General features: G+C 69.2%; 21 protein-coding genes. 8 read left to right on the top strand and 13 right to left on the bottom strand.

The annotated features are described in order from the left end of the window. Positions 1 to 7 precede the first annotated feature (7 nt). The 6 genes from AB0H81_RS09800 to AB0H81_RS09825 all read right to left on the bottom strand — a co-directional run bounded on the left by AB0H81_RS09800 (position 8) and on the right by AB0H81_RS09825 (position 9,879). A complete protein-coding gene (locus tag AB0H81_RS09800; RefSeq protein WP_358371727.1) occupies positions 8 to 400 on the bottom strand; it encodes a VOC family protein in 393 nt (130 codons plus the stop codon). A 123-nt stretch (positions 401 to 523) separates the two neighbouring features. Further along, positions 524 to 2,938 (bottom strand): family 78 glycoside hydrolase catalytic domain, encoded by a 2,415-nt coding sequence (locus tag AB0H81_RS09805; protein ID WP_358371729.1) that lies wholly within the window; start codon positions 2,936 to 2,938, stop codon positions 524 to 526. Between the two features lie 13 nt (positions 2,939 to 2,951). After that, the gene (locus AB0H81_RS09810) at positions 2,952 to 4,211 is read right to left on the bottom strand and encodes an MFS transporter (protein ID WP_358371731.1); all 1,260 of its coding nucleotides are present in this window, start codon (positions 4,209 to 4,211) and stop codon (positions 2,952 to 2,954) included. A 131-nt stretch (positions 4,212 to 4,342) separates the two neighbouring features. Then, positions 4,343 to 5,830 (bottom strand): family 43 glycosylhydrolase, encoded by a 1,488-nt coding sequence (locus AB0H81_RS09815; protein WP_358371734.1) that lies wholly within the window; start codon positions 5,828 to 5,830, stop codon positions 4,343 to 4,345. Positions 5,831 to 5,866: 36 nt separating this feature from the next. After that, positions 5,867 to 6,862 carry a LacI family DNA-binding transcriptional regulator gene (locus tag AB0H81_RS09820; protein WP_358371737.1) on the bottom strand — a complete coding sequence of 332 codons (996 nt, stop codon included), beginning with the start codon at positions 6,860 to 6,862 and terminating at the stop codon, positions 5,867 to 5,869. An 86-nt stretch (positions 6,863 to 6,948) separates the two neighbouring features. Beyond that, positions 6,949 to 9,879, bottom strand: a complete 2,931-nt coding sequence (locus AB0H81_RS09825; RefSeq protein WP_358371739.1) for a glycoside hydrolase family 2 TIM barrel-domain containing protein — start codon at positions 9,877 to 9,879, stop codon at positions 6,949 to 6,951. 244 nt (positions 9,880 to 10,123) lie between these two features. Between AB0H81_RS09825 and AB0H81_RS09830 the strand changes: the two genes are divergently transcribed. From AB0H81_RS09830 to AB0H81_RS09850, 5 genes are all read left to right on the top strand, one after another. Then, the gene (locus tag AB0H81_RS09830; RefSeq protein ID WP_358371742.1) at positions 10,124 to 12,490 is read left to right on the top strand and encodes a glycoside hydrolase family 3 N-terminal domain-containing protein; all 2,367 of its coding nucleotides are present in this window, start codon (positions 10,124 to 10,126) and stop codon (positions 12,488 to 12,490) included. 43 nt (positions 12,491 to 12,533) lie between these two features. Further along, positions 12,534 to 13,841 carry an MFS transporter gene (locus AB0H81_RS09835; protein ID WP_358371745.1) on the top strand — a complete coding sequence of 436 codons (1,308 nt, stop codon included), beginning with the start codon at positions 12,534 to 12,536 and terminating at the stop codon, positions 13,839 to 13,841. A gap of 20 nt (positions 13,842 to 13,861) precedes the next feature. Beyond that, the gene (locus tag AB0H81_RS09840) at positions 13,862 to 16,090 is read left to right on the top strand and encodes a glycoside hydrolase family 3 C-terminal domain-containing protein (RefSeq protein ID WP_358371748.1); all 2,229 of its coding nucleotides are present in this window, start codon (positions 13,862 to 13,864) and stop codon (positions 16,088 to 16,090) included. Between the two features lie 38 nt (positions 16,091 to 16,128). Further along, entirely contained in the window at positions 16,129 to 17,301 is a 1,173-nt protein-coding gene (locus AB0H81_RS09845; RefSeq protein WP_358371751.1) for a family 1 glycosylhydrolase, read from the top strand. 272 nt (positions 17,302 to 17,573) lie between these two features. Continuing rightward, positions 17,574 to 18,230 (top strand): NAD(P)H-dependent oxidoreductase, encoded by a 657-nt coding sequence (locus AB0H81_RS09850; RefSeq protein ID WP_358371754.1) that lies wholly within the window; start codon positions 17,574 to 17,576, stop codon positions 18,228 to 18,230. Here the strand turns inward: AB0H81_RS09850 and AB0H81_RS09855 are convergent. The 7 genes from AB0H81_RS09855 to AB0H81_RS09885 all read right to left on the bottom strand — a co-directional run bounded on the left by AB0H81_RS09855 (position 18,173) and on the right by AB0H81_RS09885 (position 24,480). Beyond that, complete coding sequence (locus AB0H81_RS09855) at positions 18,173 to 18,709, bottom strand: hypothetical protein (RefSeq protein ID WP_358371757.1); 537 nt, start codon at positions 18,707 to 18,709, stop codon at positions 18,173 to 18,175. The genes AB0H81_RS09850 and AB0H81_RS09855 overlap by 58 nt on opposite strands. Next, entirely contained in the window at positions 18,699 to 19,091 is a 393-nt protein-coding gene (locus AB0H81_RS09860; protein ID WP_358371759.1) for a carboxymuconolactone decarboxylase family protein, read from the bottom strand. Before AB0H81_RS09860 ends, AB0H81_RS09855 begins: the two co-directional genes overlap by 11 nt. A gap of 3 nt (positions 19,092 to 19,094) precedes the next feature. Beyond that, a complete protein-coding gene (locus AB0H81_RS09865) occupies positions 19,095 to 20,303 on the bottom strand; it encodes an MFS transporter (RefSeq protein WP_358371762.1) in 1,209 nt (402 codons plus the stop codon). A 7-nt stretch (positions 20,304 to 20,310) separates the two neighbouring features. Further along, entirely contained in the window at positions 20,311 to 20,823 is a 513-nt protein-coding gene (locus tag AB0H81_RS09870) for an aromatic-ring-hydroxylating dioxygenase subunit beta (protein ID WP_358371765.1), read from the bottom strand. Beyond that, positions 20,820 to 22,139 carry an aromatic ring-hydroxylating dioxygenase subunit alpha gene (locus AB0H81_RS09875; protein ID WP_358371768.1) on the bottom strand — a complete coding sequence of 440 codons (1,320 nt, stop codon included), beginning with the start codon at positions 22,137 to 22,139 and terminating at the stop codon, positions 20,820 to 20,822. Before AB0H81_RS09875 ends, AB0H81_RS09870 begins: the two co-directional genes overlap by 4 nt. Next, on the bottom strand, positions 22,090 to 23,301 hold the full coding sequence (locus AB0H81_RS09880; RefSeq protein WP_358371770.1) for a glycosyltransferase: 1,212 nt from the start codon (positions 23,299 to 23,301) through the stop codon (positions 22,090 to 22,092). The genes AB0H81_RS09875 and AB0H81_RS09880 overlap by 50 nt, the downstream gene beginning before the upstream one ends. A gap of 690 nt (positions 23,302 to 23,991) precedes the next feature. After that, positions 23,992 to 24,480 (bottom strand): MarR family winged helix-turn-helix transcriptional regulator, encoded by a 489-nt coding sequence (locus tag AB0H81_RS09885; protein ID WP_358371774.1) that lies wholly within the window; start codon positions 24,478 to 24,480, stop codon positions 23,992 to 23,994. Positions 24,481 to 24,591: 111 nt separating this feature from the next. On the opposite strand from AB0H81_RS09885, the gene AB0H81_RS09890 reads away from it, so the two are divergent. The 3 genes from AB0H81_RS09890 (at position 24,592) to AB0H81_RS09900 (ending at position 26,109) form a co-directional block, all read left to right on the top strand. Then, on the top strand, positions 24,592 to 25,440 hold the full coding sequence (locus tag AB0H81_RS09890; RefSeq protein ID WP_358371777.1) for an alpha/beta hydrolase: 849 nt from the start codon (positions 24,592 to 24,594) through the stop codon (positions 25,438 to 25,440). 142 nt (positions 25,441 to 25,582) lie between these two features. After that, on the top strand, positions 25,583 to 25,717 hold the full coding sequence (locus tag AB0H81_RS09895) for a hypothetical protein (RefSeq protein ID WP_358371780.1): 135 nt from the start codon (positions 25,583 to 25,585) through the stop codon (positions 25,715 to 25,717). A gap of 14 nt (positions 25,718 to 25,731) precedes the next feature. After that, complete coding sequence (locus tag AB0H81_RS09900; protein WP_358371783.1) at positions 25,732 to 26,109, top strand: DUF4267 domain-containing protein; 378 nt, start codon at positions 25,732 to 25,734, stop codon at positions 26,107 to 26,109. Positions 26,110 to 26,586 lie beyond the last annotated feature (477 nt).

Below are 26,586 nucleotides of genomic sequence, written 5' to 3' on the forward strand. Positions count from 1 at the left end.
CAGCCGGTCAGCGGCGCTGGAGCAGCTCCACCAGGTGTCCTTCCGGGTCTTCGACCTGCGCGACGGTCATGGCGGCCTGCGGCACGGTCCTGGGGGCGACCCGCACGGCTCCCCCGGCGTCCTCCGCCGCCCGCACCACCTGCTCGACGTCGTCGACGACGAAGCCGAGCACGGCTTCACCGGGCTCGGGGCGTGCCTGATGAGGGCGGTGAAGCAGGACGAGGGAAGGCTCCTCGTGGCCTGCGGCGCTCAGGATCACCTCCTCGCGCGCGTCGGGTCCTTCCCCGCCGGAGAGGCGGTGCCTGGTGACCAGGCCCAGGACCGCGGAGTAGAAGGCCACCTCGGCTTCGAGATCGCCGACGAGGAGCTTGGTGAACGCGAAGCGCTGGCCGATGGCCATGGTGCCTCCTGGAAGTGGTGGGTCCCGGCGCGAAGGCCAGTACACCGGCCGGCGCGTGACGGCGGACGCGGGTGTTCCACTGATTGGGAGCCTCCGCGCCCCGCATCGCGAGCTGCTGTCACATCACCACGAACCTTCCAGCGCGGCCTCCAGGTCGTTCCTCAGCTGCTCGGACGCGCCGGGGATGAAGCCGACGATCTGGCTGAGGGAATATGCGGCCGCCTCGGGGGCTGTGCCGTCGAGGGGGATGCCGGGGAAGTGCTTGGCGAACACCTCCGTCAGCGCCCGCCACACCGCCAGGTCGCCGGCGAGCGTCTGCAACGGGGTGTCCATCGTGTACGGCTCGCGGGGGACGTCCTTCCCGGGCAGCTCGCAGCCGAAGGAGTGACTGCCGCCGGTGACCTCGGCGGTCCGGCCGTCGGGCAGCTCGACCAGGGCATCGGTGCCGTCGGGGACGGTCACGTCGAGGGTGAACCGGTCCGCGACGCGCCAGCCGATGCGGACCTCACCGTGGACGGTCGTGTGGGTGAGGGTGGCGTGGGTGAGGCCGCCGCCGGGCTTGGGGGCGATGCGCATGCGCCGGTAGCCGGGTTCGAGCGGGGTCAGGCCGCCGACGGTCTTGTGCAGCCAGTCGCAGACCGCGCCGAGTGCGTAGTGGTTGAGCGAGGTCATGCCGGTGGAGTTGAGGCTGCCGTCGGGGCGGACGGCGTCCCAGCGCTCCCAGATCGTGGTCGCGCCCATGGTGACCGGATACAGGAAGGAGGGACAGCCGGTCTCCAGGAGCAGCAGGTACGCCTCCTCCACGTGGCCGGTCCTGCTGAGGGCGGGCAGGACCAGCGGGGTTCCTGCGAAGCCGGTGGAGATCCTGAATCCGGCCTTGGCGGCCAGCGCGGCCAGGCGCGTGCCGGCATGCGCCTCCTGAACGGGGTCGAGCAGGTCGAAACAGATGGCCAGCGCGTAGGCGGTGGCGGTCTCGCCCGCGACGCGGCCGTTCTTGGTGACGTATTCCGCGCGGAATGCCTCCCGCGTCCTTTCGGCCAGCGACGCGAAGTGCCCGGCGTCGGCCGTGCCCAGGATGCGGGCGGTGTCGGCCATCTCGCGCGTGGTCTTGGCCAGGTACGCGGCGGCCACCAGATGCCGGTCGGTCTTGCCGCCTCCGGCGTTGTCCGGGGGCGCGTCGGGGTCGAGCCAGTCGCCGAACTGGAAGCCGCTGCTCCACAGCCCGTTGCCGTCGAGCCGGGTCTCGACGTCGCGGATGAAGGCGGCCATGGAGTCGTAGCAGCGTCTGAGGATCTCGTCGTCGCCGTACTCCTGGTACAGGACCCATGGCAGGCTGACCGCCACGTCGCTCCACAGGGCGGTGGGAGAGGAGGGGGTGGACAGCACGTCCGGCACCACCCAGGGGACGTAGCCCTTCTCGCGCTGCTCGGCGGCGAGATCTTCCAGCCAGGAGCCGAGAACGGCGCGAACGTCGTACAAGAAGGCGGCGGTGGGGGCGAAGGCGTTGAGGTCGCCGGTCCAGCCGAGCCGTTCGTCGCGTTGCGGGCAGTCGGTCGGCACGCCGACGAAGTTGCCGCGCATCGACCAGACGGTGTTCGCGTGCAGGCGGTTGAGCAGGTCGTGGGAGGTGTCGAGCCAGCCGGTACGGCGCATGTCGCTGTGCACCACCACCGCTCTGACCTCGTCGTAGGGGCCGTCGATCTCGGCGTAGCGGAAGCCGTGGAAGGTGAAGCGCGGCTCCCAGGTCTCCTGGCCGCCGCCGCGCAGGGTGTAGCGATCGGTGGACCGGGCCGTGCGCAGGGTCTCGGTGTCGAGCGCGCCGTCTCGCAGGATCTCCGCGTGCCGGATCGTCACGCTCTGCCCGGCCTCACCGGTGACGGCGATTCGCACCCAGCCGGAGATGTTCTGCCCGAAGTCGACGATCGTCTTGCCGTCCTTGACGACGGTCCGCACCGGGGCCAGCTCTTCGATGCGGCGGATCGGGGTGGCGACCGTGGGCACGAGCGTGCCGGGATCCCAGTCGAAGAGCTCCACCGGCGACCAGGCGCCGGTGAAACCCGGCAGGTTCCAGCCGTCCGGCTCACGCCGTGCGTCGTAGGCTTCGCCGTCGTACAGGCTCGCGGCCAGCACCGCGCCGGTGCCGGCAGTCCACTGCTCGTCGGTGGTGACGATCACTGTCTGCTCGCCGTAGGCGAGTTCCAGCCGCGCGTACAGGGTGGGCCGCTGCGTGTAGTGGTGCCTCTTGCCCTCGTAGCCGAGGCGCCCGGCGGCCCAGCCTTCGCCGACGATCGCGCCCAGGGCGTTGGCGCCCGAGCGGATCAGCTGGGTGACGTCATAGGTGCTCACCTGGAGCCGGTGCCGGTAGGAGGTCCATCCGGGCGCCAGCATCTCGTCGCCCACCCGCGTGCCGTTCAGGTACGGCTCGACGATGCCCAGCGCGGTCACCTGAAGCCGGGCGCGGTCGGGTGGAACGTCGCAGGTGAACTCGCGCCGGAAGTAGGGCGCCTCGGCGGGGAACGGCGCTGTGACGAACGACATGAAGGCAAGCTCCTCAGCGGACGGACTTGATACGGAGGATGACCAGGCCACCGAGCAGGGTGCAGGCGGCGGCGACGAGATAGAGCAGGGTGTAGTTCTTCTCCCCGCCGCCGGCGGCACCAACGGCTAGGACGACGGGCGCGATGAACGGCGCGACGGACTGCGGAAGCGAGGCGGCGAAGCCGAACACGCCCAGGTAGCGGCCCGCGTCGGTTTCCCGCTCCGGCAACACGTCCAGGGCGAGCGCCTGGTCCACGGCCGAGAACATGCCAAGCCCCACAGAGCAGACGAGCGAGCCGGCGAACAGCAGTGGCACGCTGGATGACAGCGCCATCGTCGCCGCACCCAACGCGTAGACCGCCCCGGCTGCCAGCACGAACACCCGGCGGCGCCTCAGCCGGTCCGACAGGAAACCGCCGCCCAGCGCCCCGCCGGCGGTGGCCAGCACGCCGAGGCCGGCGACCGCCGCGATCGTTCCCGCGACCTGCTCCACGCTCACACCCAGCCGGGAGGCGAAGAAGAAGGCGGTGAAGGTGGTGTTCAGGGCCAGACCGAAGTAGAAGGCGAAGCGTCCGAGCCAGTTCAGGGAGAAGTCGGGGAAGCGACGCACGCTCCAGGTGTACTTCAGCAGCAGCGACCGGAAGGTCAACGGCTCGGCGGGGGGCAGGGCCCTGCTGTCGGCCTCACCGGCCAGGCAGACGAACAGGATCACCGACAGCACGCCGACGGCGCCGGGGACGAGGAACAGCATCAGGGCGTTGGCCGAGAGCGTTCCGGCCAGTATCACGCCCACCACGGGCGCGACCAGCGCGGCGAAGCCGCCCAGCCCGGCGACCTTGCCGCGCTGCTCCTCCGGCAGCCGGTCGGCCTGGGAACTCAGCAGACCACCCAGCGTGGTGCCCCACCCGAACTGGGCCAGGGCCCAGCCGGTCCCGAGGACGAGGATGCTCGGGGCCAGTGCCATCACGATCAGGGAAACGACGCCCAGAAGCATGCCACCGACGATGAACGGCCGGCGGCGACCCAGGTGGGAGCGGGTGCGGTCGCTCCACGTGCCCATCAGCGGCCCGGTCAGGAGCGGGACCAGCGCGCCTACGCCGGTGAGGTAGCCGAGGTACTGCTCCCGGCCGGGAGCGAGCTGGGCGACACGGATGGACAGGGAGATGGCGAGCGGCGTGGTCAACGCCATGAAGACCCCGAACTGGGCCAGGACCATCAGCGAGATGTACGTCGAGCCGACTTTGGGAGGAGGGGAAACTGACGGTGCGCTCACGGGCGACCCCGTACTGTCGAAAGGGGGGATATGTCCGGGATGTTAAGCATGGGGCTACTTTCGCGCGCAAGTAGGTGCGTCTTCACCTGGCACGACAGGATTCGGTCGTGGCGAAGCGGTATGGGCAGCCGTCAGCTCTGTGCCGTGGTGGTCCGAACCCGGTAGGAGACCTGGCGAACCACCACCTCGCCGGCGATCGGCTCAACGCCGAACGTGCGACCGGTGAAGCCGCCGGTCACCTCTGTCGACAGGTAGCGTCCGTCGAATGCGCCGAGGACCTGAGGCATTCCGTCGGCGTCAAGAACAGCCAGTTCCACGATGTCGGGCTCCGGCCGGGGCATGAGACCGGCCGTCGGGGGTTCGCGAACCGAGATACGCAGCTTCACGCTGTCGCCCGGGGGAACCGGCACCCGCGCGACGATCGTGCTCGCGGGGCCGATGACCACCATGGCCTCAACCATCTCGGCGTCGGCCGTGAGCCCGTACCAGTGGGAACCGTCGATGCCGACCAGAAGACGTCCGGTGCCTCCTGAGGTGTCGAGATGGGCCTCCGCGGTCCATTCGAGGTCTCGTGCACGCGCCGCCAGCACCCGCCGCGGGTCCCCCTTGGCAGGCGCTGTCAACACGAGGCGGCCTGGCGCCTGCCGCCTGGCGAACGTGTGCGGGAACAGGTTCGGCGACATCCAGCGCTGGTCGAGTTCGGAGGAGTCGAACCGATCGACGAACGAGTGGTCCGGCGGGATCGGGGCGAAACGGCCCTCATCGACCACAGGCCAGCCATCGACCCACTCCACGCCCGCGATGAACGTCTCACGACCGTTGACATGGAACATCGGGCTCTGACCACGGGGACGTACCCCGAGATACACCATCGCCCACGAGCCGTCGGCCAGTTGGACAAGGTCGGCATGGCCGGTGTTCTGCACGCGATGACTCGAACTGCGATGAGTGAGGATCGGATTGGTGGGCGCCGCCTCGAAGGGCTCATGCAGGGATCGGGAACGCGCGATGGTGACCGCGTGCCCCCGCTCGGTACCGCCTTCCGCGAGCACGAGGTACCACCAGCCGTCACGCCGGTAGAGGTGGGGGCCCTCCGGAAACGCCAACCCGGTGCCGGTCCAGAGCAACCGCGGCGGAGCGAGCATCTCGCCCGTCGCCGGGTCGATCGGCGCGCTGGCGATGCCGGTCAGCTCAGGCGCGGCCGACGCCCAGGTGAGGTGGCATGTCCCGTCGTCGTCCCAGGCGAGGTCGGGGTCGATACCGATGGCGCCGTCCACATGGACCGGCTCCGACCACGGACCCGCGGGGTCGTCAGCGGAGACGATCAGCTGGCCCCGGTGGATCTCCACCACGTTCGTGGTGACAAGCCAGAACTTCTCCCCGTGGTGGCGAAGCGTCGGCGCATAGATTCCTGTGCTCGCCGGGGCGGCATGGACGTTCAGCTGGTCAGGACGCCGCAGCGCGTTGGTCACCGGCGTCCAGGTCACCAGGTCGGTACTGCGGTGGATCGGTACCCCTGGCGCGAACTCGAAGCTGGAATTGGCGATGTAGTACGTGTCTCCCGCCCGGCAGATGGTCGGGTCCGGGTAGAACCCGGCGATGATGGGTGTTGTCGACATGGTGGCTCCCGTCTCCGGGGGACGAGGCCGCAGGGCCTACCGCCTGGTGGATTCGCGGACCACGATGGCGGCTTGCAGGTCTGGCGGCGCTTCGGGCAAGGGGCGATCCTCGGCCGCGTGCAGGGCCTGGTTCGCGAGGTAATGGCCGAGGCCGACACTGTCGATGCTCACGCTGGACAGTGACGGGTAGAGCATGCTCGCCATCGGCGTGTCGTCGTGACCGATGACGGCCAGGTCGCCGGGGACGGACAGACCGGCCCGCTGTGCGGCGGCCACGGCCATCGCGGCGATGTCGTCGTTGAAGGTGGCCACGGCGGTGACGCCTTCCCTGTGCCATTCCCGTACGGCTTCCGCGACACTGCCGTCGCGGTGATCGACCGGGCGGACGTCGAGCAGGTCGACACCGACCCGGTCGGACGCCTCCCGAGCCGCCTCCGCGCGTCCTTCGGACAGCAGGGAGAAGCGCTCGTTGACGCTGGTCGCGAAGGCGAGCCGACGGTGGCCTTGTTCGTGCAGATGATGGATCTGCAGGTGAGTGCCTGCGGTCAGCGTCGGCGAGGCCAGCGCGGACCGCTCCTCCTGCAGGACTGGAAGGATCTGGGTGATGCCGCTGACCTGCATGGAGGTGCGCTCGGCGGCGGTGATGGACGTCCAGGCGATGACGACGTCCGGGGTGAGCAATTCCCACAGGGGCCGGGCTTGGCCTCCTTCGTGGCGCGTGTAGGTCACCAGGGCGTAGCCCGCGTCGTCGAGGACACGGGACGCGGTCTCCAGGGTCTGGCGCAGGCTGTGTTCCATCGGCCAGTCGGGCAGCACCAACAGGATGATCATGCTGCGTCCGCTGGCGAGGGCCTGGGCGACCCGGTGCGGCCGATAGCCCAGGCGCGCGGCCTCGGCCATGACCCGCTCACGGGTGGCGGCGGGGATGCTCTGCCCGGGAGTGTTGTTCAACACGTATCCCACGGTGGCGCGGGACAACCCCAGCGAGCGGGCCACGTCGGTTGCGGTCACGCGCCTCTTGCGCTCCGTCACGGGGACTTCACCTCTGACTGCGACACGGCTTGCACGCGTAAGCTCTTCCATGATCTCACGAAATCGGATATGACTGTCTCCGCGCTTCAGCCGGCGGCGGTGAGCGTCAGGCGCCACTGCCAGCCGTACTCACGTGGTGACAGCCGATACGCGGGCCGGGTGTCCGGGCCCAGCAGTCCGGTGCCGACACCGCGGTGGGCGACATCGAGATGGACGACTGTTCTGCCGCTCGGCTGCAGTTCCCACCAGTGACCGGCCGACTCCAGCTCGCTGGTCGAGTAACGGCTCACGTTCATGTGCAGGGGCGTCGCGTGCACGGTCCCCACGGACCCGGCGGGGCCGGACAGCCGCAGTTCGGTGACCTCCCCTCGGGTGCCGTTCTCCTGCGGTTTCAGGTACGGCACGGCGAGCTCGTCGATCGGGCTCTCCCATGCGCCGAGCAGAGCCGAAGCTCGCCGGTCGGGGTAGTTCTCCCATGGCCCCAGCCCGACCCAGCGGGCGTCGTCGAAGCCCTCGACGAGGTCGAACTCCATCCCCACCCGCAGCCCGTCGGTACCGGCCTCAGGCAGTGTCACGCGTTCATCCAGTACGTAGTCGCCCTCTTCCAGCACGGTGACGGTGCGGGTGTGCACGACTTCGTCCCCGAAGGCCGCGCGGTAGCGGATGGCCACCGTGGCCGCGTCGGTCCGGACGTCGATGGGGGTGAGCTGGAAGAAGCCGGAGCGGACGAACCGATTGTCCAGGGCGAAAGACTGGTCGTTGTCGGTGAGGGCCCGCCATAGGGACAGCCGCGGCGCCCGGCGCAACAGCGGGTGACGCAGTTCGGCGTCGGCGGTGCCGGTGCTGCGGGGAAGGCGCGGCAGCGGGCGGGGCATGGTGATCTGCTGAGCGGAGATCTCCGTCCCCGCCGGCGCCCACACGGCATCCTGGCGCGTGTGCACGGTCATGGTGAGTGCCAGGGCCGTGCCGAGCAGAGCGCGGATGGGAGGAGGCACCTCGATCGTGGTCTCCGCGCCCGGGGCCGCGGGCGGCGCTGCGAAGGTGACCGCGCCCGCCGGCCCGGCTTGGGTCTCCGCCCGGAGCCGCAGCTCATAGGCGCTGAGGTCGGCGAAGGTCTGGCGGTTTCGGATGCGCAGCGTGCCTGCCTTGACCTCCTCGGCGCCGGAGGTGATGCGGATCGGGCTGAACAGGCCGCGCGCCTCGTACAGGGCCGGTTTGGGGGTGAGATCGGGGAAGACGACACCGTTGAGCAGGGTGATGCCGTCATTGGGCTCGTCGCCGAAGTCGCCGCCGTAGCGGTGGCGGCCGTCGCCGTCGGGGTCGAGCGCGTGGTCCTTGAACTCCCAGATGAAGCCGCCCTGCAGGCCCGGCAGGTTTTCGAACAGCTGCCAGTACTCGGCCAGCCCGCCGGTCGAATTGCCCTGTGAGTAGGCGTACTCGCACAGGATGACCGGCCGGTCGGCTCTCGGGTCGGCCGAGAACGCCGCCAGCGCCTCGAACGAGGGGTACATCGGGCACACCAGGTCGCTGGCCGCGTGACCGGCGTGCCAGTCGCGCGCGATGGCGCCTTCGTAGTGCAGCGGCCGGGTCGGGTCGGTGCCGCGCACCCAGGCGGCGGCGGCATCGTGGTTGGGGCCGTACCCGGTCTCGTTGCCGAGCGACCAGATGATCACGCAAGGGTGGTTGCGGTCGCGCAGCACCATCCGGGAGACCCGCTCGACGAACTCGGGCAGGTAGCGCGGGTCGTGGGCGAGTGTGGTGGTGAAGGCGTGGCCCTCGATGTCGGCCTCGTCGATCACGTAGAAGCCGATCTCGTCGCACATGTCAAGGAAATCCGGGTCGTTGGGATAGTGCGAGGCGCGGATCGCGTTGACGTTGAACCGCTTGAGCAGGGACAGCTCTGCCAGCATCAGGTCGCGGGAGATGACGCGGCCGGTGCGCGGGTCCACGTCGTGGCGGTTGACGCCCTGGATGAGCACCCGCTCGCCGTTGACCAGCAGGTCGCGCCCCTTGACACTGATGCGGCGGAAGCCGACCCTCAGCCGTACGGCGTCCGCCACCTCACCTTCGGGCGAGATGAGCTGGACCTGAAGGTGCTCCAGATGCGGCGTCTCCGCCGTCCAGGGAGCGACGTCAAGGGCGTCCAGGGCGAACACCGCAGTGCCCGCTCTCGCCTGTAGCGGCATCATGCCATCGGCGAGCTGGCGCAGATCCTCGGCGATGGACGCGCCGGCCGCTTTCAGGCTGAGCAGATCCAGGTAGTCGTCGGGAGTCCCCAGGGGCTCGGGCCGCTCGGAGCGATCGGACAGCGGCGGCGCGAAGGCAGGTTCGACCACGCGCGGGCTGATCGGGCGCGTCTCCGTCCGGCCGAGCACGTCGATCCGTGCCTGCCACCCCACCTCGTGCAGATGATCCAGTCCCGCCGTGGTGACCACAACCCGCAAGTGGCCCTGTCCGGCCTCGAAGTCCGCCACCACGGCGACGTCGGCCAGGTGGATCTCCGGCACCGTGTAGAGGAACACCGACCGCGACAGGCCGGCCTGCCACCAGTGGTCCTGATCTTCCAGATAGCTGGCCGGTGCCCATTTGGCGACCGCGAGCTCGATCGTGTTGGGGCCCGCCGTCACGACGCCGGTGAGGTCGAACTCCGCGGCAAGATGCGAGTCGGTGCTGGTGCCGATGGCCCGGCCGTTGACCGTGACGCTCAGCCGGCCGCCTTCGGCCGCGCCGACGTGGAGGATCGTCCGGCGGCCCGATGCCGGCGCCAGGTCTACGCTCCGGCGGTAGACACCGGTCGGATTGTGCTCCGGGACCGCGGGCGGCACCTCGTCGAACGGCATCGCGATGTTGAGGTAGTGCGGCGGATCGTCCTTCTCCCGCATGGTCCACAGTTCCGGCACCTCGACCTTTTTCCACTCCTGATCATGCGGCAGGAGCCGGAACTCCCACGTGCCGTCGAGAACGATGTCGGGAGCACGGCGCAGCGCGCTCATGGGCAAGCGGTTCACAGCTGGCATGGACAACCCCTCCAAGGCGGCAGGGGGCCTCACTGTAGGCAGTACAACTTACGCGCGCAAGTACTTGTGCGTGAAAGTTGAGGGCAGCTACGGTACCCAGCAAGCTTGCACGTGAAAGCAGTCGGAAACACTGAAGCACTCAGGACGGCCAGTCCTCCTGGCCCAGGCGATCACCTGCCTGCCCTCGTCGCGCCACAACAAGGGCGTCACCGGCACCCAGCCCGACCCAAGGACTCCTCAGATCATGAACGACATCCGTAAGCTCCTCGCACGTATGGACCTCGACCAGAAGATCGGTCAAATCCAGGGTGTCGTGCCCATGGACCTCGTGGACTTCGAGAAACTCCAGGACCCCACCAGCCCTCCACCCGACCTTTCGAAGGGGTTCCCGTACGAGATCGGCCGCCTCCCGCGGGTCCGCCCGCACGGGGTAGGGCACTTGTCGCTGGGCTGGCAGCTCGACCAGGACATCGAGGGGCTCCGCCGTGCCCTCGCCGGCTTCCAGGAGATCGCGCGAGAGGTGAACCCGCTCGGCATCGGCGTGCTGATCCACGCCGAAGGCGTCAACGGCCTCGTCCATCCACAGGGCCACCAGTTCGCGACGCCATGGGGACAGGCGGCGAGCTGGGACCCGGCGACCTCCAGGGCCGTGGGCGAGATCGCCGCACGACAGGCTCGCTCCGTCGGCATCCACCTGTTCTTCTCTCCCCTGCTGGATCTGGCCAGGGACGTCCGATGGGGCCGTGTCCACGAGACCTACGGCGAGGACCCCGAGCTCGTCGCGCGCATGGGAATCGGGTTCATCCGCGGCGTCCAGGGTGACAGCGGCGAAAGCGGCATGCTCGCCACCGGCAAGCACTTCCTGGGCTACGGATCCTCACTCGGCGCGCTCAACCAGGCCGCCACCCAGCTGGGCCGGCGAGAGCTGACCGACGTGTACGCCGAGCCGTTCCGGCGGGCGATCGCGGAAGCCGGACTGTGCGTGATCATGAACTCCTACAACGAGATCGACGGCATCCCCGCGGCCGCCAACAGGTGGCTGCTCACGGATCTGCTTCGCGGGCAACTGGGCTTCGACGGTCTCGTGGTGAGCGACTACGACTCGGTCACCATGCTGCACAAGACGTACCGGACCGCGGCGACCCCCGGGCATGCCGCGGCGCAGGCGCTCAGCGCCGGGCTCGATGTGGAGTTGCCGAGCGCCGCCATGACCAGCCGGCTGCGGCCCCTGGTCGAGGACGGCACCCTCCCGGAGGAGGTCCTCGACCGTGCCGTCGAGCGCGTCCTGGAGCTCAAGGCACGGTTCGGGCTCATCCCGCAGATCCGGTCCACGCCTCCCGCCGAAGCACGCGCCATCAGTGCCGCCGAGGCGGACCAGCAGGCGCGCCTGGTCGCCAAGGCCGCCGTCACCCTGCTCGCCAACGACGGCATCCTCCCGCTGACCCCGGGCAGCGCCAGGATCGCCGTCGTCGGACCGGCCGCGGACGAGATCCGCATCCACTTCGGCTCCTACTCCTCGGTCGCCGACGCGGAGGTCCCGCAGGCGATCATGCGCATCGCCACCGGCCAGGTGGCCGGTGTGCAGGCCACGCCCGACGTGTTCCCCGACCTGTTCCAGACGAAGCTGCCCGGCATCGAGCCGGTCTTCGAGGAAGGCGCGCGCCGCCTCCACCCGGGCGCCCTGACCGTCCTCGAAGCGATCCGCGCGATCGACCCGGAGGTGACGTACCACCCGCTGGGCAGTCTGCAGGCGGACGCGCCGGCCATCGACGCCCCGGCCGTCGAAGCGGTGATCGCGGATGCGGACGTGGTGATCGCGGTCGTGGGTGAACGCACCGGCTGGGTCGGCAACCACACGGCCGGTGAGGGCCGCACCACGGCCAACCCGGCCCTGCCCGGCAACCAGTCAGAGCTGGTCGAGGCGCTGCGCGCCGCGGGCAAGCGCGTCATCACCGTCGTCGTCTCCGGGCGTCCCCTGCTGATCGAGCCTGTGCACCGGGCGTCCGCGGCAGTGCTGCTCGCACCACTGCTGGGCCATGTCGCAGGAGCGACGATCGCCGACGTGCTCTACGGGATCGTCGAGCCGGCCGGTCGCACTCCCTCGACGTTCCCTCGCCATGTCGGTCAGATCCCGATGTACCACGGCCATCCGGCCGGCAGCGGACACGACCATCCGGCGCTGCCCCGCCACGGCTACATCGACCTGCCGGACAGCAGCCCCCTCTACCCGTTCGGCCACGGCCTCACCTACACCTCCTTCGACCTCACGTTGGAAGAGGCGCGTCTGGAGGAGGGCGCGTTCCACGTCCACGCCACGGTGCACAACACCGGGACGAGGGCCGGCACCGCGGTGGTGCAGCTCTACGCACGGGACGAGGCCGGCAGTGTGGTGCGTCCCGTGCGTCAGCTCGTCGATTTCGCGCGCGTGCCCGTCGAGGCGGGGGCCAGCCAGGCCATCGGCATGGTCGTACCGCTTGCCCGTCTCGCCTACACCTGGCCGGACGGCCGGCGCGGTGTCGAAGCGGGCGAGGTCGCTCTCCTGCTCGGCCTGTCCAGCGCCGACATCCGGCACACGAAGACGATCGACGTTCCCGAGCTCGTCCTCGAGTAATCCCCACCCGCCACGTTCGATGAGACGGCAAGGGAGCCAGCCCATGACCGCCCACACCCCGGACGCCGCACAGATCGACGCATCCGGCGACCACAGCCGGAACGGTCCCATCGTCGCCGACGTCCAGCCTGAGCCGCCTCGCGCGTCGAAGTGGTTGATCTCCGTCTTCACGATCACGATGTTCACGGGCAGCTTCGCGTTGCTGACCCCGACACTCTTCGCCGTCGCCTACAAGGTGCAGCTGGTGGATCCGCAGGGGAAGGAGACGACCCTCGGTGTCATCTTCGGGATCTCCGCTGCGATCAATCTGGTGACGGGGCCGCTGTTCGGCGTCCTGTCCGACCGGACCCGGCTGCGATGGGGGCGCCGACGCCCCTGGATCACCGCGGGCATCGTCATCTGCGTGGGCAGCGGCCTGCTCATGGCCCTGGCGACCACCACCACGCTGATCGGCGTCGGCTGGATCATGTACAGCATGGGCGTGGGGTGCGCCTTGGGCGCCATGAACCCCGTCCTCGCGGAGACCATCCCGTCCAGCCAGCGCGGAACGGTCGGCGCCCTGGTAGGAGTCGCCGGCCAGCTCGCCGGCGTCACGGGGACCCTCGCCGGCGGCATGCTCACCGGCCACCTGCTCCTGTTGTTCCTCCTGCCCGTGTGCGTCTTCGCGGCCCTGTTCGCGCTGTACGCCTTCACCATCCCCGACCGCCCGGCACAGGCCACGACGGACCGGCAAGCCCTGTCGGAGGTGTTGCGGCAGCTCGTGTTCGACCCTCGCGAGCATCGCGACTTCGCCCTGGTCTGGCTCGGCCGTTTCCTGATGCAGGTGGGGCTGACCTTCCTGAGCACCTACCAGCTGTACTTCCTGCTCGACCGGCTCGGCCTCGTGCCCGAGGAAGCCGGGCGGCAACTGGCGTTCGTCGGAGGGCTCGGCATCCTCGTGACCACCTCCTTCGCGATCGTCGGCGGGGTCCTCTCCGACCGGCTGAAGCGCCGCAAGGTGTTCATCTACCTCGCCACCGCGCTCTCCGCGACCGGTCTGATCATCCTGGCGTTCGCGGACGGCATCCCCCTCTTCGCCACCGCCGTCGTCTTCATCCTCGCCGCGGCGGGACTGTTCGGCTCCGTCGACCTGGCGCTGGCCAGTGACGTGATCCCGGACGCCGCCGAATCGGGCCGGTGGATGGGCATCTACTACGTCGCGAACACCACCTCCAGCGCCATCGCCCCGATCTTCGCGCCGGTCATCCTGCTCATCGGCGGTGGCAAGAACTACACAGCCCTGTTCCTGGTCGGCGCGGTGGTGGCCCTCGGGGCCAGCCTCGCGGCCCGGCACATCCGCGCTGTCCGATAGCACCTGGATAGATAGGCAAGATGACCGCTCATCATGACACCGACCGCCTTGCCGGCGTTCCCGCAGAGCAGAAGGCGAGGCTCCTGTCTGGAAAAAACTTCTGGGAGACCGAGGCACTGGAGGAAGCCGGGATCCCCGTGATCTCGATGGCCGACGGGCCCTATGGCCTGCGGCACCAGTCCGGCCGGCATGACAACCTCGCGCTGTTCGACAGCGACAAGGCGACCTGCTTCCCGCCCGGCGTCGCGATCGGCTCGAGCTGGGACCCGGACACCGCGGCGCGACTCGGCGCCGTGCTGGGCAGGGAGGCGGCCGCCCAGGGTGTCGATGTCGTCCTGGGCCCCGGCATCAACATCAAGCGCTCCCCGCTGTGCGGGCGGAACTTCGAGTACTACTCCGAGGACCCCCACCTGTCGGGCGTCCTCGGAGCCGCGTTCGCCCGCGCTCTGCAAACCGAGGGCCCGGGCGTGTCGGTGAAGCACTTCGCGGCCAACAATCAGGAGACCAACCGGCAGACGATCAGCTCCGAGGTCGACGAGCGCACGCTCCGGGAGATCTACCTGCCGGCGTTCGAACGCGTCGTCACCGAGGCGCGCCCCGCAACGGTGATGGCCTCCTACAACAAGATCAACGGCGTGGCCGCCTCCGAGAACCGGTGGCTGCTCACCGAGGTGCTCCGCGACGAGTGGGGCTTCGACGGAGTCGTCGTCTCGGACTGGAGCGCGGTGACCGACCGGGTCGCGGCCCTGAAGGCGGGACTCGATCTGGAGATGCCCGGTGGCGCCATGGGACACGACGACGACGTGATCGAAGCCCTCCGGTCGGGGGAGATCTCGGAGTCCGACATCGACGCCAGCGTCGCGCGGATCGCCGCGCTGTCCCGGCGCAAGGTGACGTCCGCCGTCACGGTCGACGAGGACGCACATCACGAGATCGCCCGCCGGATCGCGCAGGAGTGCGCGGTGCTGCTCAAGAACGAGCGTCAAGTCCTGCCCATCCCCTCAGGCGCCCACGTCGCAGTCATCGGCGCGTTCGCCGACCAGCCGCGCTACCAGGGCGGCGGCAGCGCGCACGTCAATCCCACGCGCGTCGACAAGCCCCTCGACGAGATGCGGGCAATCGCGGCCGAGGAGGGGGTGACGATCACCTACGCGCCCGGTTTCGCCATCGACGGACCACAGGACGAGCGGCTCGCCGCCGATGCGATCGCCGCAGCGAGCCGCGCCGATATCGCGGTGGTGTTCGCCGGCCTGAGCGAAGAGCGCGAGTCCGAGGGATTCGATCGTGACACCATCGACCTTCCCTCGCCGCAGGTCGAGCTCATCCGCGACGTCGCAGCCGCCGCATCCCGCACGGTCGTCGTCCTGGCCAACGGCGGAATCGTCTCCCTCGAGCAGTGGCACGATGACGTGGACGCGATTCTGGAGGGGTTCCTGCTCGGCCAAGGAGGGGGGCGTGCTCTCGCCGACATCCTCTTCGGCCGGGTCAACCCGTCCGGGCACCTTGCCGAGAGCGTCCCGATCCGGCTCCAGGACCACCCGAGCTGGCTGAACTTCCCGGGTGAACAGGGGCACGTGCGCTACGGCGAGGGCGTCCTGGTCGGTTACCGCTACTTCGCCACCTCAAGAACGCCCGTGAGGTACCCGTTCGGGCACGGCCTGTCGTACACCACCTTCGAGACACCGGCACTGAGCGTCACCCGCACCGGCATCGACAGCGCGACCGCCCACGTCGAGGTGGCCAACACGGGGAACATGGCCGGCAAGCACGTCGTCCAGGTCTACGTGTCGACCGAAGCCGGACCCGTCCGACGGCCGGTGCGGGAGCTCCGGGGATTCGCGAAGGTCCATCTCGAACCCGGTGAGACCAAGACCGTGGAGATCGACCTCCCCCGGCGTGCTTTCGCCTACTGGGACATCGCCGCCGGCCGCTGGGTCGTCGCCCCGGGCGACTACCGCATCGAAGTATGCGCCGACGCCAACACCGTGCTCCAGTCCTCGGCCCTCACGCTCGAGGGTGAACGTATCGCCACGGAGTTGACCATGGACACCCCCGTGGGCGCGTGGTTCGAGCACCCGCAGGTGGGTTCGGATGTGATGGACACGCTCGGCCTCACGGGCGCGCCGGTCACCGAGGAACAGCTGGCGATGATCGCGTCGATGACCATGCGTCAGTTCATCGGCATCTCCGGCCTGAACGTCTCCACGGACGCGCTTCAGGCCCTCATGACGGCCAGCCGTCCGATCTGAGCCTGTCCCACCAGCACTATCACCTTCGAAGGAGAGCAGTGTCCCGATCATTTCCGCAGGGCTTCCTCTGGGGGGCCGCCACCGCCGCTCACCAGGTGGAAGGGAACAACCTCAACAATGACTTCTGGCAGCTGGAACATGCCGCCGCGGAACACGGCGTGGAGTTCAGCGGGGACGCGGTCGACAGCTACCACCGCTACCAGGAGGACATGCGCCTGCTCGCCGACGCGGGCCTCAACGCCTACCGGTTCAGCATCGAGTGGTCCCGTATCGAACCCAGCCCCGGCAAGTTCTCGAAGGCCGAGCTCGCCCACTACCGCCGCATGATCGACACGGCTGACGGGCTGGGCATCAAGCCGGTGGTGACCCTGCACCATTTCACGCACCCCCTCTGGTTCGGGGAAAGGGGCGCATGGCTCGGCAAGGGTGCCGTCGAGGCGTTCTCCCGCTATGTCGAGCAGGCGTGCACCATCCTCCACGGCGTCGAGTGGGTGTGCACGATCAACGAGCCGAACGTCCTGGCGCTCAACCATGGCCAGCTGCGGCGGGTGGCGGAAGGGAAGGAGTACCAGCGCGTCGGTGCTCTGCCCGACACCGAGATCGGCGAAGCCCTCATCGCCGCTCACCGCGCCGCCGCTCCCCTCGTACGCGAGGCGACCGGCGCCAAGGTGGGATGGACGGTCGCCAACCAGGCGCTCGTGCCTGCCCCGGGCTGCGAGAGCAGGTACACGGAAGTGCAGCAGGTCTGGGAGGACATGTACCTGGAGCCCGCACGCGAAGACGACTTCGTCGGGGTGCAGTCCTACACCAGCCAGCCCGTCGACGAGAACGGCGTCGTTCCTCATCCTGAGCATCCGGACAACACCCTCATGGGTTGGGCCTACCGGCCGGACGCTCTCGGCATCGCCGTACGGCACACCCATGACGTCGTCGGCGACGTCCCCATCGTCGTGACCGAGAACGGGATCGCCACGAGCGACGACCAGCGTCGCGTCGCCTACACAGGCGAGGCGCTACGGCATCTGCGCGACGCCATGGACGACGGCATCGACGTCCGCGGTTATCTGCACTGGAGCCTGCTCGACAACTTCGAATGGGGACGCTGGGATCCGACCTTCGGCCTCATCGCCGTGGACCGTGAAACCTTCGAACGCCACCCGAAGCCCAGCCTTGCCTGGCTCGGCGACATCGCCCGCGCCAACGCGATCTGAGCGCCTGCGCCGACCTGGTGCGGTTGCACCGCATGCCGGCGTGGATGTGACGCGGGAGACCGGCGTGCCGACGCCGGCCGGTCCAGGTGCGGACCTGGTAGTGGTCCAGCCACGCCCAGGACGCCTCCGGCAGGTACAGGCGCCGTTCTTCGACACCCGTTTCGGTGGTGCTCAGTTGTGGGTAGGTTGAGGCTGCCTCAGCGTGCGGCCACGGGGGCTTCGTCAGGCGGCCGGTCTCGGGTGACGCTGAGCGGACAGGAGAGGCCCTTCGGATGAAGATCCTTGCGTTGTCCTGCACACAGAGGCGTCTCCCGTCGCTGACCGACGCGCTGCTCGAGGCGGCGATCACCGGCGTCGTCCGGGAGGTCGGTGACGCGGAGATCCAGCGGATCCGGTTGATCGACCATCGCATCGCGATGTGCGAGGGCGAGGACACCTGCCTTGATCCCGAGGTGGGCCGGTGCACGCTCGACGACGACTTCGAGCATGTCGTCGCTCTGGCCGAGGGTGCGCAGGCGATGCTGCTCGCCATGCCGGTGTACGCGGGGAACGTACCCGCGGTGCTGAAGATCTTCCAGGAACGCTTGAAGAGCTTCATGAACGCCCGACAACGCCCGTTCGGCAACCTGCTGGTGGGGACGATCGTGCATTCGCGCACGATGCTGACCGAGCCCGCACTGGGCTCGTTGTTCCCGTGGTACCTGCGCCTACGGAACAAGAACGTGGCGTCGGCGTGCTTCACCCAGAACGATCATCAGGACCTGACCCGCACCGCGGCGTTCGACCTGTGTGTGGCCGTGGGCCGGCAACTCGGCATGACGCTCGACGGCAGCCGGTCGCCGGCCGACGACCGCACGGCACTGCCGTTGGTTCAACCACCGGCTCGTCCGAAGTGCGGTGACCCGGCCGCGTCCTCTCCTGGAGCGTGAGGAGTCTCCGCGCGCCAGGTGCACCCGTCGCCCGCCTGTTCGCACGACACCGTGACGTCCGGTTCCACGTAGCGGGCGGCGATGGCGGTGTTGAGTTCCTGGCAGTACGGGCACGGTGACGAGAACGTCAGTACGACGCCGGCGCGGGCGGCCCGTTTGCGGTACCGGAGGATCCCGCAGTCGGCGTTGCGCAGGACGGTGCCCGAGGGCTGGGGCTCACTGGTCACCGCCGAGTCGTACAGCAAGAGCTGACGCTGCAGCCGGGTCATGAAGTGATCGGTGGCGGACACCCCGGCGGGCCGTTGCGCTCGCAGGAGCTCCGCGGTGATGCGGGAGTTCGCCTGGATCCACGCGGCCACGCCTTCTTCGCCGTACTCCCCCATGATGAACTCCTCTGCGGCCGCCTGGGCCTCGAAGAACCGCTGGCGCCACAGGTCGACCTTCTCGGCCGGGTCGAGGGGGGACGGTTCACTGGTCATGGTCCGCGTCCCTCCCGGTGGCGCCGTCCAGCTCGGCGAAGACCTCCTGGGCGACGCGCAGCCCGTTGTTGGCGACCGGCCAGCCACCGTAGTAGGCGAGCTGGATGATGACTTCGACGATCTTCTCTCGCGACATCCCGAGGTGCAGGGCGGCACCGATGTGGCCGCGCAGCTCCCAATCGGTCCGCGCCAGCGTGACCGCGGTCAGCGCGACCAGTTCGCGCTCCTCGACGCTCAGGTGCGGGCGGGTCCAGATCTCACCGAACAAGTGGTCGATGGTGATCTGCAGGAACTCCGGGTAGGAACCTGGGCGCGGTTCGCGGCCGAAAACCTGCCGGAACATGGCCGTACCCTGCTCATGGCGGTCAGACGGCTGATTCATCGATCAACTCCTTCGTGTTGGCCGAACAGTTGTCAACGTCCACGACGCCACGAAGGCGACGACCAGCAGCGCGGCGCCGCTGCCGAAGGCGGCCGGAACACTCACCCGCTCGGCGATGAGCCCGACGACGACCGGTCCGACCACGGCGCCGACATCGGTGCACATCGAGAAGACGGCGACGCCACTGCCGGCCCGGCCGGCGACGACGTCACCGATCAGCGCGGCCGGTGCGGCGTTGAGCAGCGCTGATCCCGCCGCGTACACACTGAGCAGGACGACGAGCCAGGCGTACCTGTCCACCAACACCAAGGCGGTGATCGCCGCCGCGGCGATACCGGTGCCGGCGATCATGGCGGGCCGGCGTCCGGCCCGGTCGACGACCCAGCCGGCCGGCATGATCAGCAGCGCCTGAACGGCGGCGGATATCGTGAACGCCCACCCGACCCACGTCACGTCATGTCGCCACGCCACGACCACCGTGGGGACCAGTGCGCTGCGCAGCCCGAACAGGACCCATCCCTGCGCCAACGCGGCGAGGCAAGCCACCAGGTAGCGCCGGTCCCGCAGCAGGACCGGCAGCCGGACCACGTCACGGCCGGGCTCCGCGCCGGCGGTCCGGCCGGTGCCGAGCACCGCCAGTGTCAGCACCGCGGCGGCCAGCAACAGCGCGGTGTACGCCACGAACGGCGCGGACAGGGCGATGAGAGCGAGGAGCCCGCCCAGTGCCGGTCCGCAGATCCCGCCGAGCAGGAAGCCTGCTTCGAACACGGCGCCGGCCCGGCCCCGCTGGTCGGCCGGCGCGATCGCCAGGAGTGTCGCCAGTGCGGACACCGAGAACAGCACCGAGCCGACGCCGCCGAGGCCGCGGAACACGAGCAGCTGCCCGTACGATCCGGCGAACGCCGCCAGCGCCGAGGAGAGCGCACAGAGCAGCAGGCCGGCGACCAGGACTCGCCGCTCCCCGAAACGAACTCCGAGCCGGCCGCAGAACGGACTGGCGGCCAGCCGCATCGACGCGAACAGGGCGACGAGCGCTCCGATCTGGGTGGGCCCGGCCCCGAACGTCGCCGCGTACACCGGGAGCACCGGGAGGACCAGTCCCAGGCCCAGCATGACGCAGCCACCGACGACGCTGAGGACGTAGACCTCGCGAGGGAGACTCGGCGGAGCGGCGGCAACGGGTGGGACGCTGCCGGGGCCGGCCACCGTCACTGTCCGATCACAGGATGATGCTGAGCTTTCCGTGCTCGTACAACGTCTCGTGGTCGAGCACCACGACCCGTCTCCGGACCCGGAACGACTCGCCCTCGACGACGAGCTCGAACCGGCATTTGCCGACGTACGCGTCAGAGCGCCCGTGCCCGAACCGGTGCACGACGACATTCGCCGCCACGTCGAGGTGCGTGCCCCGATCAGTCAGGATCTCCACGTTGCTGATCATCCGATTCGTCCGCGACCGAGGGTTCTCGCACCACACCTCACCGTTGAGGAGTTGTTCGATCCGCTGGCGCAGCCGGGCGGCATCGTCGTCGATGAGCCCGAGCGCGTCGGCCGTCTCGCCGCGGACGTCGGTGGCCGGCACCGAGTAGCGGACGTCGTCGGTCAGCATCTCGTCGTACCACTCGAGCAGGCGCCACTCGTCGAGCAGCCGGGCCTCGCGGAAGAGGAACTGACTCACCCGGTGCCATAATCGCACCTGGGCCGCTTCGTCGACCGTCAGCTCGGTGGTCATCGCGGTTCCGCCCCCTGCGTCTCGGCCCGGCGAGCGACCTCGAGGTGACCGTCGTCGCCGTGCATCAGCCGGTCCCACTGCCGCCAGAACTCGCGGGCGGGAAGCTCGTCGGTCGTCTCCGGGACCTCCTTGTTCATGCCGCGTGACAGATCCGAGTAGCGGACCGTGCGGTTGAGATAACCCCGCTGGCACGACTCGACGATCTCGATGTCGTCGGGAGTGGCGAAGCCGGCGGGGCCGAGGAACGTCAGGTAGTGGCTCTTGCGGAGTTCGCGGATGTCCGGATCCTCGTCCTTGGGGGCCAGGGCGACCGAGGTGATGGCCATCTGGCCGGCGCCGATCGGGTCGATCTTGCGGATCGTGATCGCGATCGCGTCGATGATCATCAGGTTGGGGAAGATCAGCACCGCACGGTTGGTGCCGGTGATCCGTTGGGCGCGTTCGGCGCCGAACCGGTCGACGAACCGTGCGGCCGTCGCCTCGATCCGCGGCCGGACCTCGGCGCCGAACATCGGCGTCCAGTAGGCGAGCGGGCGGGCTGCCGCCGGTGGCAGCTCGTTGGCTCCGTGCCCCAGTCCGAGGGCGCGGCCGAAGCCGCCTCGTCGTCGTGGTGGCACCGACCCCAGCGACTCCATGTAGCCGACGTAACGCTTGTGCAGGGCCCGGAAGTGGTAGATGTCGACGCTGTTCTCCATCATGAGCTTCCAGTTGGCCCGAGCCCCGTGGAGTTGCGCACCCTGGATCACCTCCATGCCGACCTCGGACTGGTCGTCGATCAGATCGAGATACTCCGTCGCACCCGCCAGGTACTCGGTCAAGGTGCGCGGCTGCTCCGGATCGAAGGTGACGAACACGAAACCGCGGTAGCTGTCACTACGGTGCCGCGCCAGGCCGAAGTCCGCCTTCCGGAAGCCCGGCCCGTACCCGTCCGGGATCGGGACCCCGACCAGGTCGCCCTGGTTGGAGAACGTCCAGTCGTGATACGGGCACCGGAACGATCTGGCCTGCCCGGCCGGCTGCGAGCAGATCAGGGCCCCGCGGTGCGTGCAGCTGTTGGCGAACACCCGGATCACCCCGTCGGACCCGCGCGCCATGACCACCGGGCGCCCGCCGACGTCGCGTGCCACGTAGGAGCCGGGCCCGGGCACCTCCGATTCGTGCCCGACGTACAACCAGCAGCGATCGAAGATCCTGGTCATCTCCGGTGCGGCCAGCTCGTCGTCGGTGTAGGCGCGGCGATCCACCCGGAACGAGAGGCGCTCGAGATCATCGACCACGATCGGGTCGCCCACCGGCCGCTGCAGTTCGATCGTCACTGCTCCCCTTTCGCTGAAGCGTCTGAACCGTGCTGATGACCAGCTCGGCCGTGCGCACGGCCGAATCGCCGCACTCCGGCTGCGCGGCGCGCAGCCGGGCCCGGTAGTCGCGGGCGGGATCGAGCAGATCGGTGACAGCGTCGGCGACCGCCTGCTCGGTGACGCCGGCCGGCTCCAACGCCGTCCCGAAGCCCGCGCTGCCCACGAAGTACGCCTGGACAGGCTGATCCACAGCCAGCGGGATCACCAGCATCGGTGTCGCCGCCCGGATCGACTCCGCCACGGAGTTGTATCCGCCATGGGTGATGAACACGTCGGCGCGCTCGAGCACCTCACGTTGCGGCAGGTACGGGGCGGTGAGCACGCCGTCGGGCAGCGCGAGCTCCTCGGCGAGATCTCCTACCGCAGCGATCACCTGAGCGCCGGTCGCCGCCGCCCCGGTGATCACCGTGCGCAGCAGGTCCGGCCGCCGGTAGAAGATCGTGCCGAAGGAGACGTACACCAGCGGACGGTCGGGGGCGATCCGATCCAGGCCCGAGAAGGCGACCTCGTCGCCGCGGGTCCCCGCCGCACCCGGCAATCCCACCAGCTGGACACCGTCGTCGGTGACCGCGTCGTCCCCGACGAGAGCAGGAATCGTCGGCATCAGATTGAGAATCGGCGAACGCGCCGAATGGGTCCGGGTCGACCACAACACCCCGTGCCTGGTCAGATAGTCGCCGACCTGCTCGTCGTACGGCCAGCGACCTCGTCGATGCTCGCTCGGGCATACTCCCCCCAGGTTGGCCCAGATCATCCCGTACGGCACGCCGGACGCGTGCGCGCCGACCATGGCCGACGCCGTGACCGGCAGCGAATCGACGAGCACGAAGTCCGGCGCCGTCGCACGGAGCGCGTCAGCCGTCTGCTCTGCCACCGGCGACGACTGGAGCATCGGGCCGATCTTCGCCGGGTCGCCGCTCCACGGCGCCATCTCGACCTGCCCGATCGCGTGAACATGCGCCTTGCCCAAGGCCCGACGACGCTGCTCGTCGAGCGCGCCACCGTCCGCGGACAACAGCAGCAGCGCAACCTCACTGCCGGCAGTACGGAGCGCATTGACCACCGGGACATACGGGTTCAGGTGACCGTGCTGGGTCGTGGTGAGGAGGGCGACGCGCATCAGATCTCCGATTCATCGAAAGAAGACGACCAGGCCGACTCAAGATCTGGCTATGGATGCACCACAGCAGCCACGACTCGCGACACCCTCCTGCCTTCAGACCCCCTGCCTTCGGAAACGAGTCGAGACGGCGACGCGCGAACGGCAGGACTCCGCCCCCGGACAGGCGAGAACGCCCGCCGGCGAAAGGGACCGTCGACGTACAGGTACTGCTAGGAGGCTCTACGCATTCCCACCATCGCTGAGGGGACATATCGATCGACGCTACTCGGAACAGCCGCGAAACAACCGGGTTCACCACCCGCCCCCAGGCAGTTTCGCAAAGCCTGCCGGGATATGCAATCGGTGAAAGTCTGACCTCGGGAGTGGCATTGCTTCTGCTGTGGGGCCCTTATTCCCGGGAACCATCGCAGCGCCCACTCCCCTTCCTGGGCAGAGCGGCGGGCGGAGAGAAATCGGACCCTTTGCCGGCTGATCCGACGGTCGCAGGTTTCGAATTCTGCCGTTGATCGTGCCACATACGCGCGCCGATTCAGTACAGGAGTCCCTCCGCCCGTCAATCGGCACGCCGGGGCAAGATCCCGCGCGGTGGATTCCTTCCCACACGAGCATCCCGGGTGCAGGCGGTGTACAGCGCGCGATACAGCCCGCGCGACAACCACACCCACGCCCGGCGCCGTGCCGGCACGCCTACTGCGGAGGGGATGCGTCCGAGGTGCTACCCGCCTCGAGGGCGATGACCTGTTCCAGAGCGCGCCGCAGCATGGCGACCTGGTCCCTGCCGAGCAGCCGAGACCATCGCTGCTCGACGTCCGCGAGGATCCGGGCGGCTGCCGCCTGGGCCATCCTGCCCTGGTCGGTGAGCCGGATGATCTTCGCGCGGCGATCGGCGTCGTCGGCGATCCGCTCGAGGTAACCGTGGTTCTCCAGTTCGCCGACAAGCTCGCCGATCGCCTGCTTGGTGAGCCCGGAGCGTTCGGCGAGCGTGGTCAGCCGCGAACCTTCGGCGTCGATGTAGCGGAAGACCGAGCCGTGGACATACCGGATCCCCTCGAACCCCTCGTCGGCCAGCTGCCGGTGAAGTCCCTCGAGCGCGATATCCCTGACCTGTGTGAGCAGGGCGGGGAGCGGCACCTTCGGCTCCTGTCGCCGCTCCCCCGCTCCTGAACGCGTCGTCATAGTCGTGCGGTCCTTCTTTCGCCGAGTTCGTCAGGCTGCTTGACGATACCAGCCGGCACGATGGTAAGGTCGCCTGACTGTTAGGGAGCTTGACCAACTTGGGGGGACGAAATGCCCAACATTGCCGAACGACGCGAGCAGTTCGCGGCGATGTTCACCCGGCCCTTGCCTGCGGACGTCGACTCGTCGGCGACGACACTCGGCGGGCGACCGGCACTGGAGCTGCGGACCACGGCACCGGGCACGGCGGGCGAGGACGTGCTGCTGTATTTCCACGGCGGTGGGTTCGTGGTCGGGTCGGCGCGTGTCACCGCACACGTCTCCGCCGCGCTGCTGCGGCACCTGGACGGCCGGGCGGTCTCGCTCGACTACCGGCTGGCGCCCGAGCATGCGTTCCCGGCCGCGCCCGATGACTGCCTGGCGGCCTATCGCGAGCTGATGGACTCCGGTGTCGACCCGCAGCGGTTGGTGGTCGCGGGCGACTCGGCCGGTGCCGCTCTGGCTGTCGTCACCATGATCCGCGCCCGGGACGCGGGCCTGCCGATGCCGGCGGCGGCGGTCCTGTTCTCGCCGGCGGTCGATCTGACCCTCAGCGGCGCGAGCATGCGGTCCAAGGACGGGGTGGACCCGTTCTTCGCTCCGGCCGATCTCAAGTGGCTCTTCGATCGGTACGCCGCCGGCAGCGACAGGTCGGCGCCCGAGCTGAGCCCGGTCTTCGCCGATCTCACCGGACTGCCGCCCCTGCTGATCCAGGTCGGCTCGAGCGAGCTCCTGCTGGACGACGCCGTACGGCTGGCCGGACGTGCCGGGGCCGACGAGGTCGCGGTGACGTTGGAGGTGGTTCCGCGTCAACCGCACGTGTTCCAGCTCGACGACGGATCGGCCGAGGCGGCAGCGGCACTGGAGCGGGCCGGCCGGTTCCTGGCCACCCGGCTCGGCGGCGAGAAGGAGGGATCATGAACAGGCTGGCCGATCAGGCGGGTGGGCGCGGTCTCCCACACCCTCGGCGGACGGCCGCCTGCGGCACGTCACCCAGGACTCCGACCCGGACCTGTTCTGGGCGCTGCGCGGTGGCCGGGACAACTTCGGCGTGGTGACCGGAATGGAGATCGATCTGACGCCGGTCACCACGCTGTTCGGCGGGGCGCTGATCTTTCCCGCCGAGAAGGCGGCCGAGGTGAAACATCTTCCGTCTCAACCACAACATCCCGCCCGGCCGAGGCCGATCAATAATTGAGAGGACGACTCATCATGCTCAGCACTGTCGCCACTGCGCTCGCCGGACTGATCGGCGCAGGCACCATCTTCATGGGCGCCAGCGCCTTCTGGGCACCGCAGGGCGCGGTCGGCTTCGGGATCCCCGACACGCCGACCGAGGACCGGAGCTTCCACGCCTGGCTGTCCGTCAAGGGCGTGCGCGACATCGCCGCAGGGCTCTTCATCTTCATCGTGCTGGTCGGCGGGACAACCAGCCTGCTGGGCTGGTTCATGCTGGCCGCCGGCGCCATACCCGTCGGCGACGCGGTGATCGTGCTGCGCAGCAACGGGCCCAAGGCGGCCGCCTACGGCATCCACGGCGCCACCGCAGCGGTGATGCTGGTGGTCAGCGTGCTCCTGCTCATCGCGTGACCACTCGTCAAGCCGCCATGCTCGGGTATTCGGTCCGCTGACGGATCGGTGAGCGCGCTGCGGGGCGACTGGGGCCCGCTTCAGTGCCGGGGATCTTCGCCTCCAGCCAGTACGGCTCGAACCTGGGAAGCAGCGAGAGCCTGGCACGGACGCTCGCGGCTGACGGGGGCCCAGCGCGGCTGGAAGACGATCGTGGCCCTCGCTGGACGAACACGCCGGACGCCTCCCCACGACCGGGCCGGTGGCCATCGTCACCACCTCCTGCAACGGCACCCCGCCCGGCGCTTCCTCACCTGCCTCACCACGGCCGAAGCCGGCCGAAGCCCGCCTGAGCGGCGTCGGCTTCTTCGGCTGTCAAGATCCGGAAATGGGACGACCTCTACGCTGACGAGTTCGCCGAACGCGTAGAGGCCGGGCGTCTTGAGGCCCACCGAGCAGCCTCCCGGGTTGCCCCACGGCGACCTTCGCCACGTTCAG

This window comes from Nonomuraea sp. NPDC050691 (genome assembly GCF_040654455.1).
Lineage (GTDB): Bacteria > Actinomycetota > Actinomycetes > Streptosporangiales > Streptosporangiaceae > Nonomuraea.

Excerpts from the sequence above, each read along its gene's own strand:
- AB0H81_RS09870 (WP_358371765.1), bottom strand. The coding sequence starts at position 20,823 with ATGACCACCGAGCTGACGGTCGACGAAGCGGCCCAGGTGCGATTATGG.
- AB0H81_RS09805 (WP_358371729.1), bottom strand. The coding sequence starts at position 2,938 with ATGTCGTTCGTCACAGCGCCGTTCCCCGCCGAGGCGCCCTACTTCCGG.
- AB0H81_RS09855 (WP_358371757.1), bottom strand. The coding sequence starts at position 18,709 with ATGACCAGTGAACCGTCCCCCCTCGACCCGGCCGAGAAGGTCGACCTG.
- AB0H81_RS09900 (WP_358371783.1), top strand. The coding sequence starts at position 25,732 with ATGCTCAGCACTGTCGCCACTGCGCTCGCCGGACTGATCGGCGCAGGC.
- AB0H81_RS09840 (WP_358371748.1), top strand. The coding sequence starts at position 13,862 with ATGACCGCTCATCATGACACCGACCGCCTTGCCGGCGTTCCCGCAGAG.
- AB0H81_RS09860 (WP_358371759.1), bottom strand. The coding sequence starts at position 19,091 with ATGAATCAGCCGTCTGACCGCCATGAGCAGGGTACGGCCATGTTCCGG.
- AB0H81_RS09850 (WP_358371754.1), top strand. The coding sequence starts at position 17,574 with ATGAAGATCCTTGCGTTGTCCTGCACACAGAGGCGTCTCCCGTCGCTG.
- AB0H81_RS09830 (WP_358371742.1), top strand. The coding sequence starts at position 10,124 with ATGAACGACATCCGTAAGCTCCTCGCACGTATGGACCTCGACCAGAAG.
- AB0H81_RS09835 (WP_358371745.1), top strand. The coding sequence starts at position 12,534 with ATGACCGCCCACACCCCGGACGCCGCACAGATCGACGCATCCGGCGAC.
- AB0H81_RS09885 (WP_358371774.1), bottom strand. The coding sequence starts at position 24,480 with ATGACGACGCGTTCAGGAGCGGGGGAGCGGCGACAGGAGCCGAAGGTG.
- AB0H81_RS09895 (WP_358371780.1), top strand. The coding sequence starts at position 25,583 with ATGGAGATCGATCTGACGCCGGTCACCACGCTGTTCGGCGGGGCGCTG.
- AB0H81_RS09815 (WP_358371734.1), bottom strand. The coding sequence starts at position 5,830 with ATGTCGACAACACCCATCATCGCCGGGTTCTACCCGGACCCGACCATC.
- AB0H81_RS09880 (WP_358371770.1), bottom strand. The coding sequence starts at position 23,301 with ATGCGCGTCGCCCTCCTCACCACGACCCAGCACGGTCACCTGAACCCG.
- AB0H81_RS09825 (WP_358371739.1), bottom strand. The coding sequence starts at position 9,879 with ATGCCAGCTGTGAACCGCTTGCCCATGAGCGCGCTGCGCCGTGCTCCC.
- AB0H81_RS09800 (WP_358371727.1), bottom strand. The coding sequence starts at position 400 with ATGGCCATCGGCCAGCGCTTCGCGTTCACCAAGCTCCTCGTCGGCGAT.
- AB0H81_RS09890 (WP_358371777.1), top strand. The coding sequence starts at position 24,592 with ATGCCCAACATTGCCGAACGACGCGAGCAGTTCGCGGCGATGTTCACC.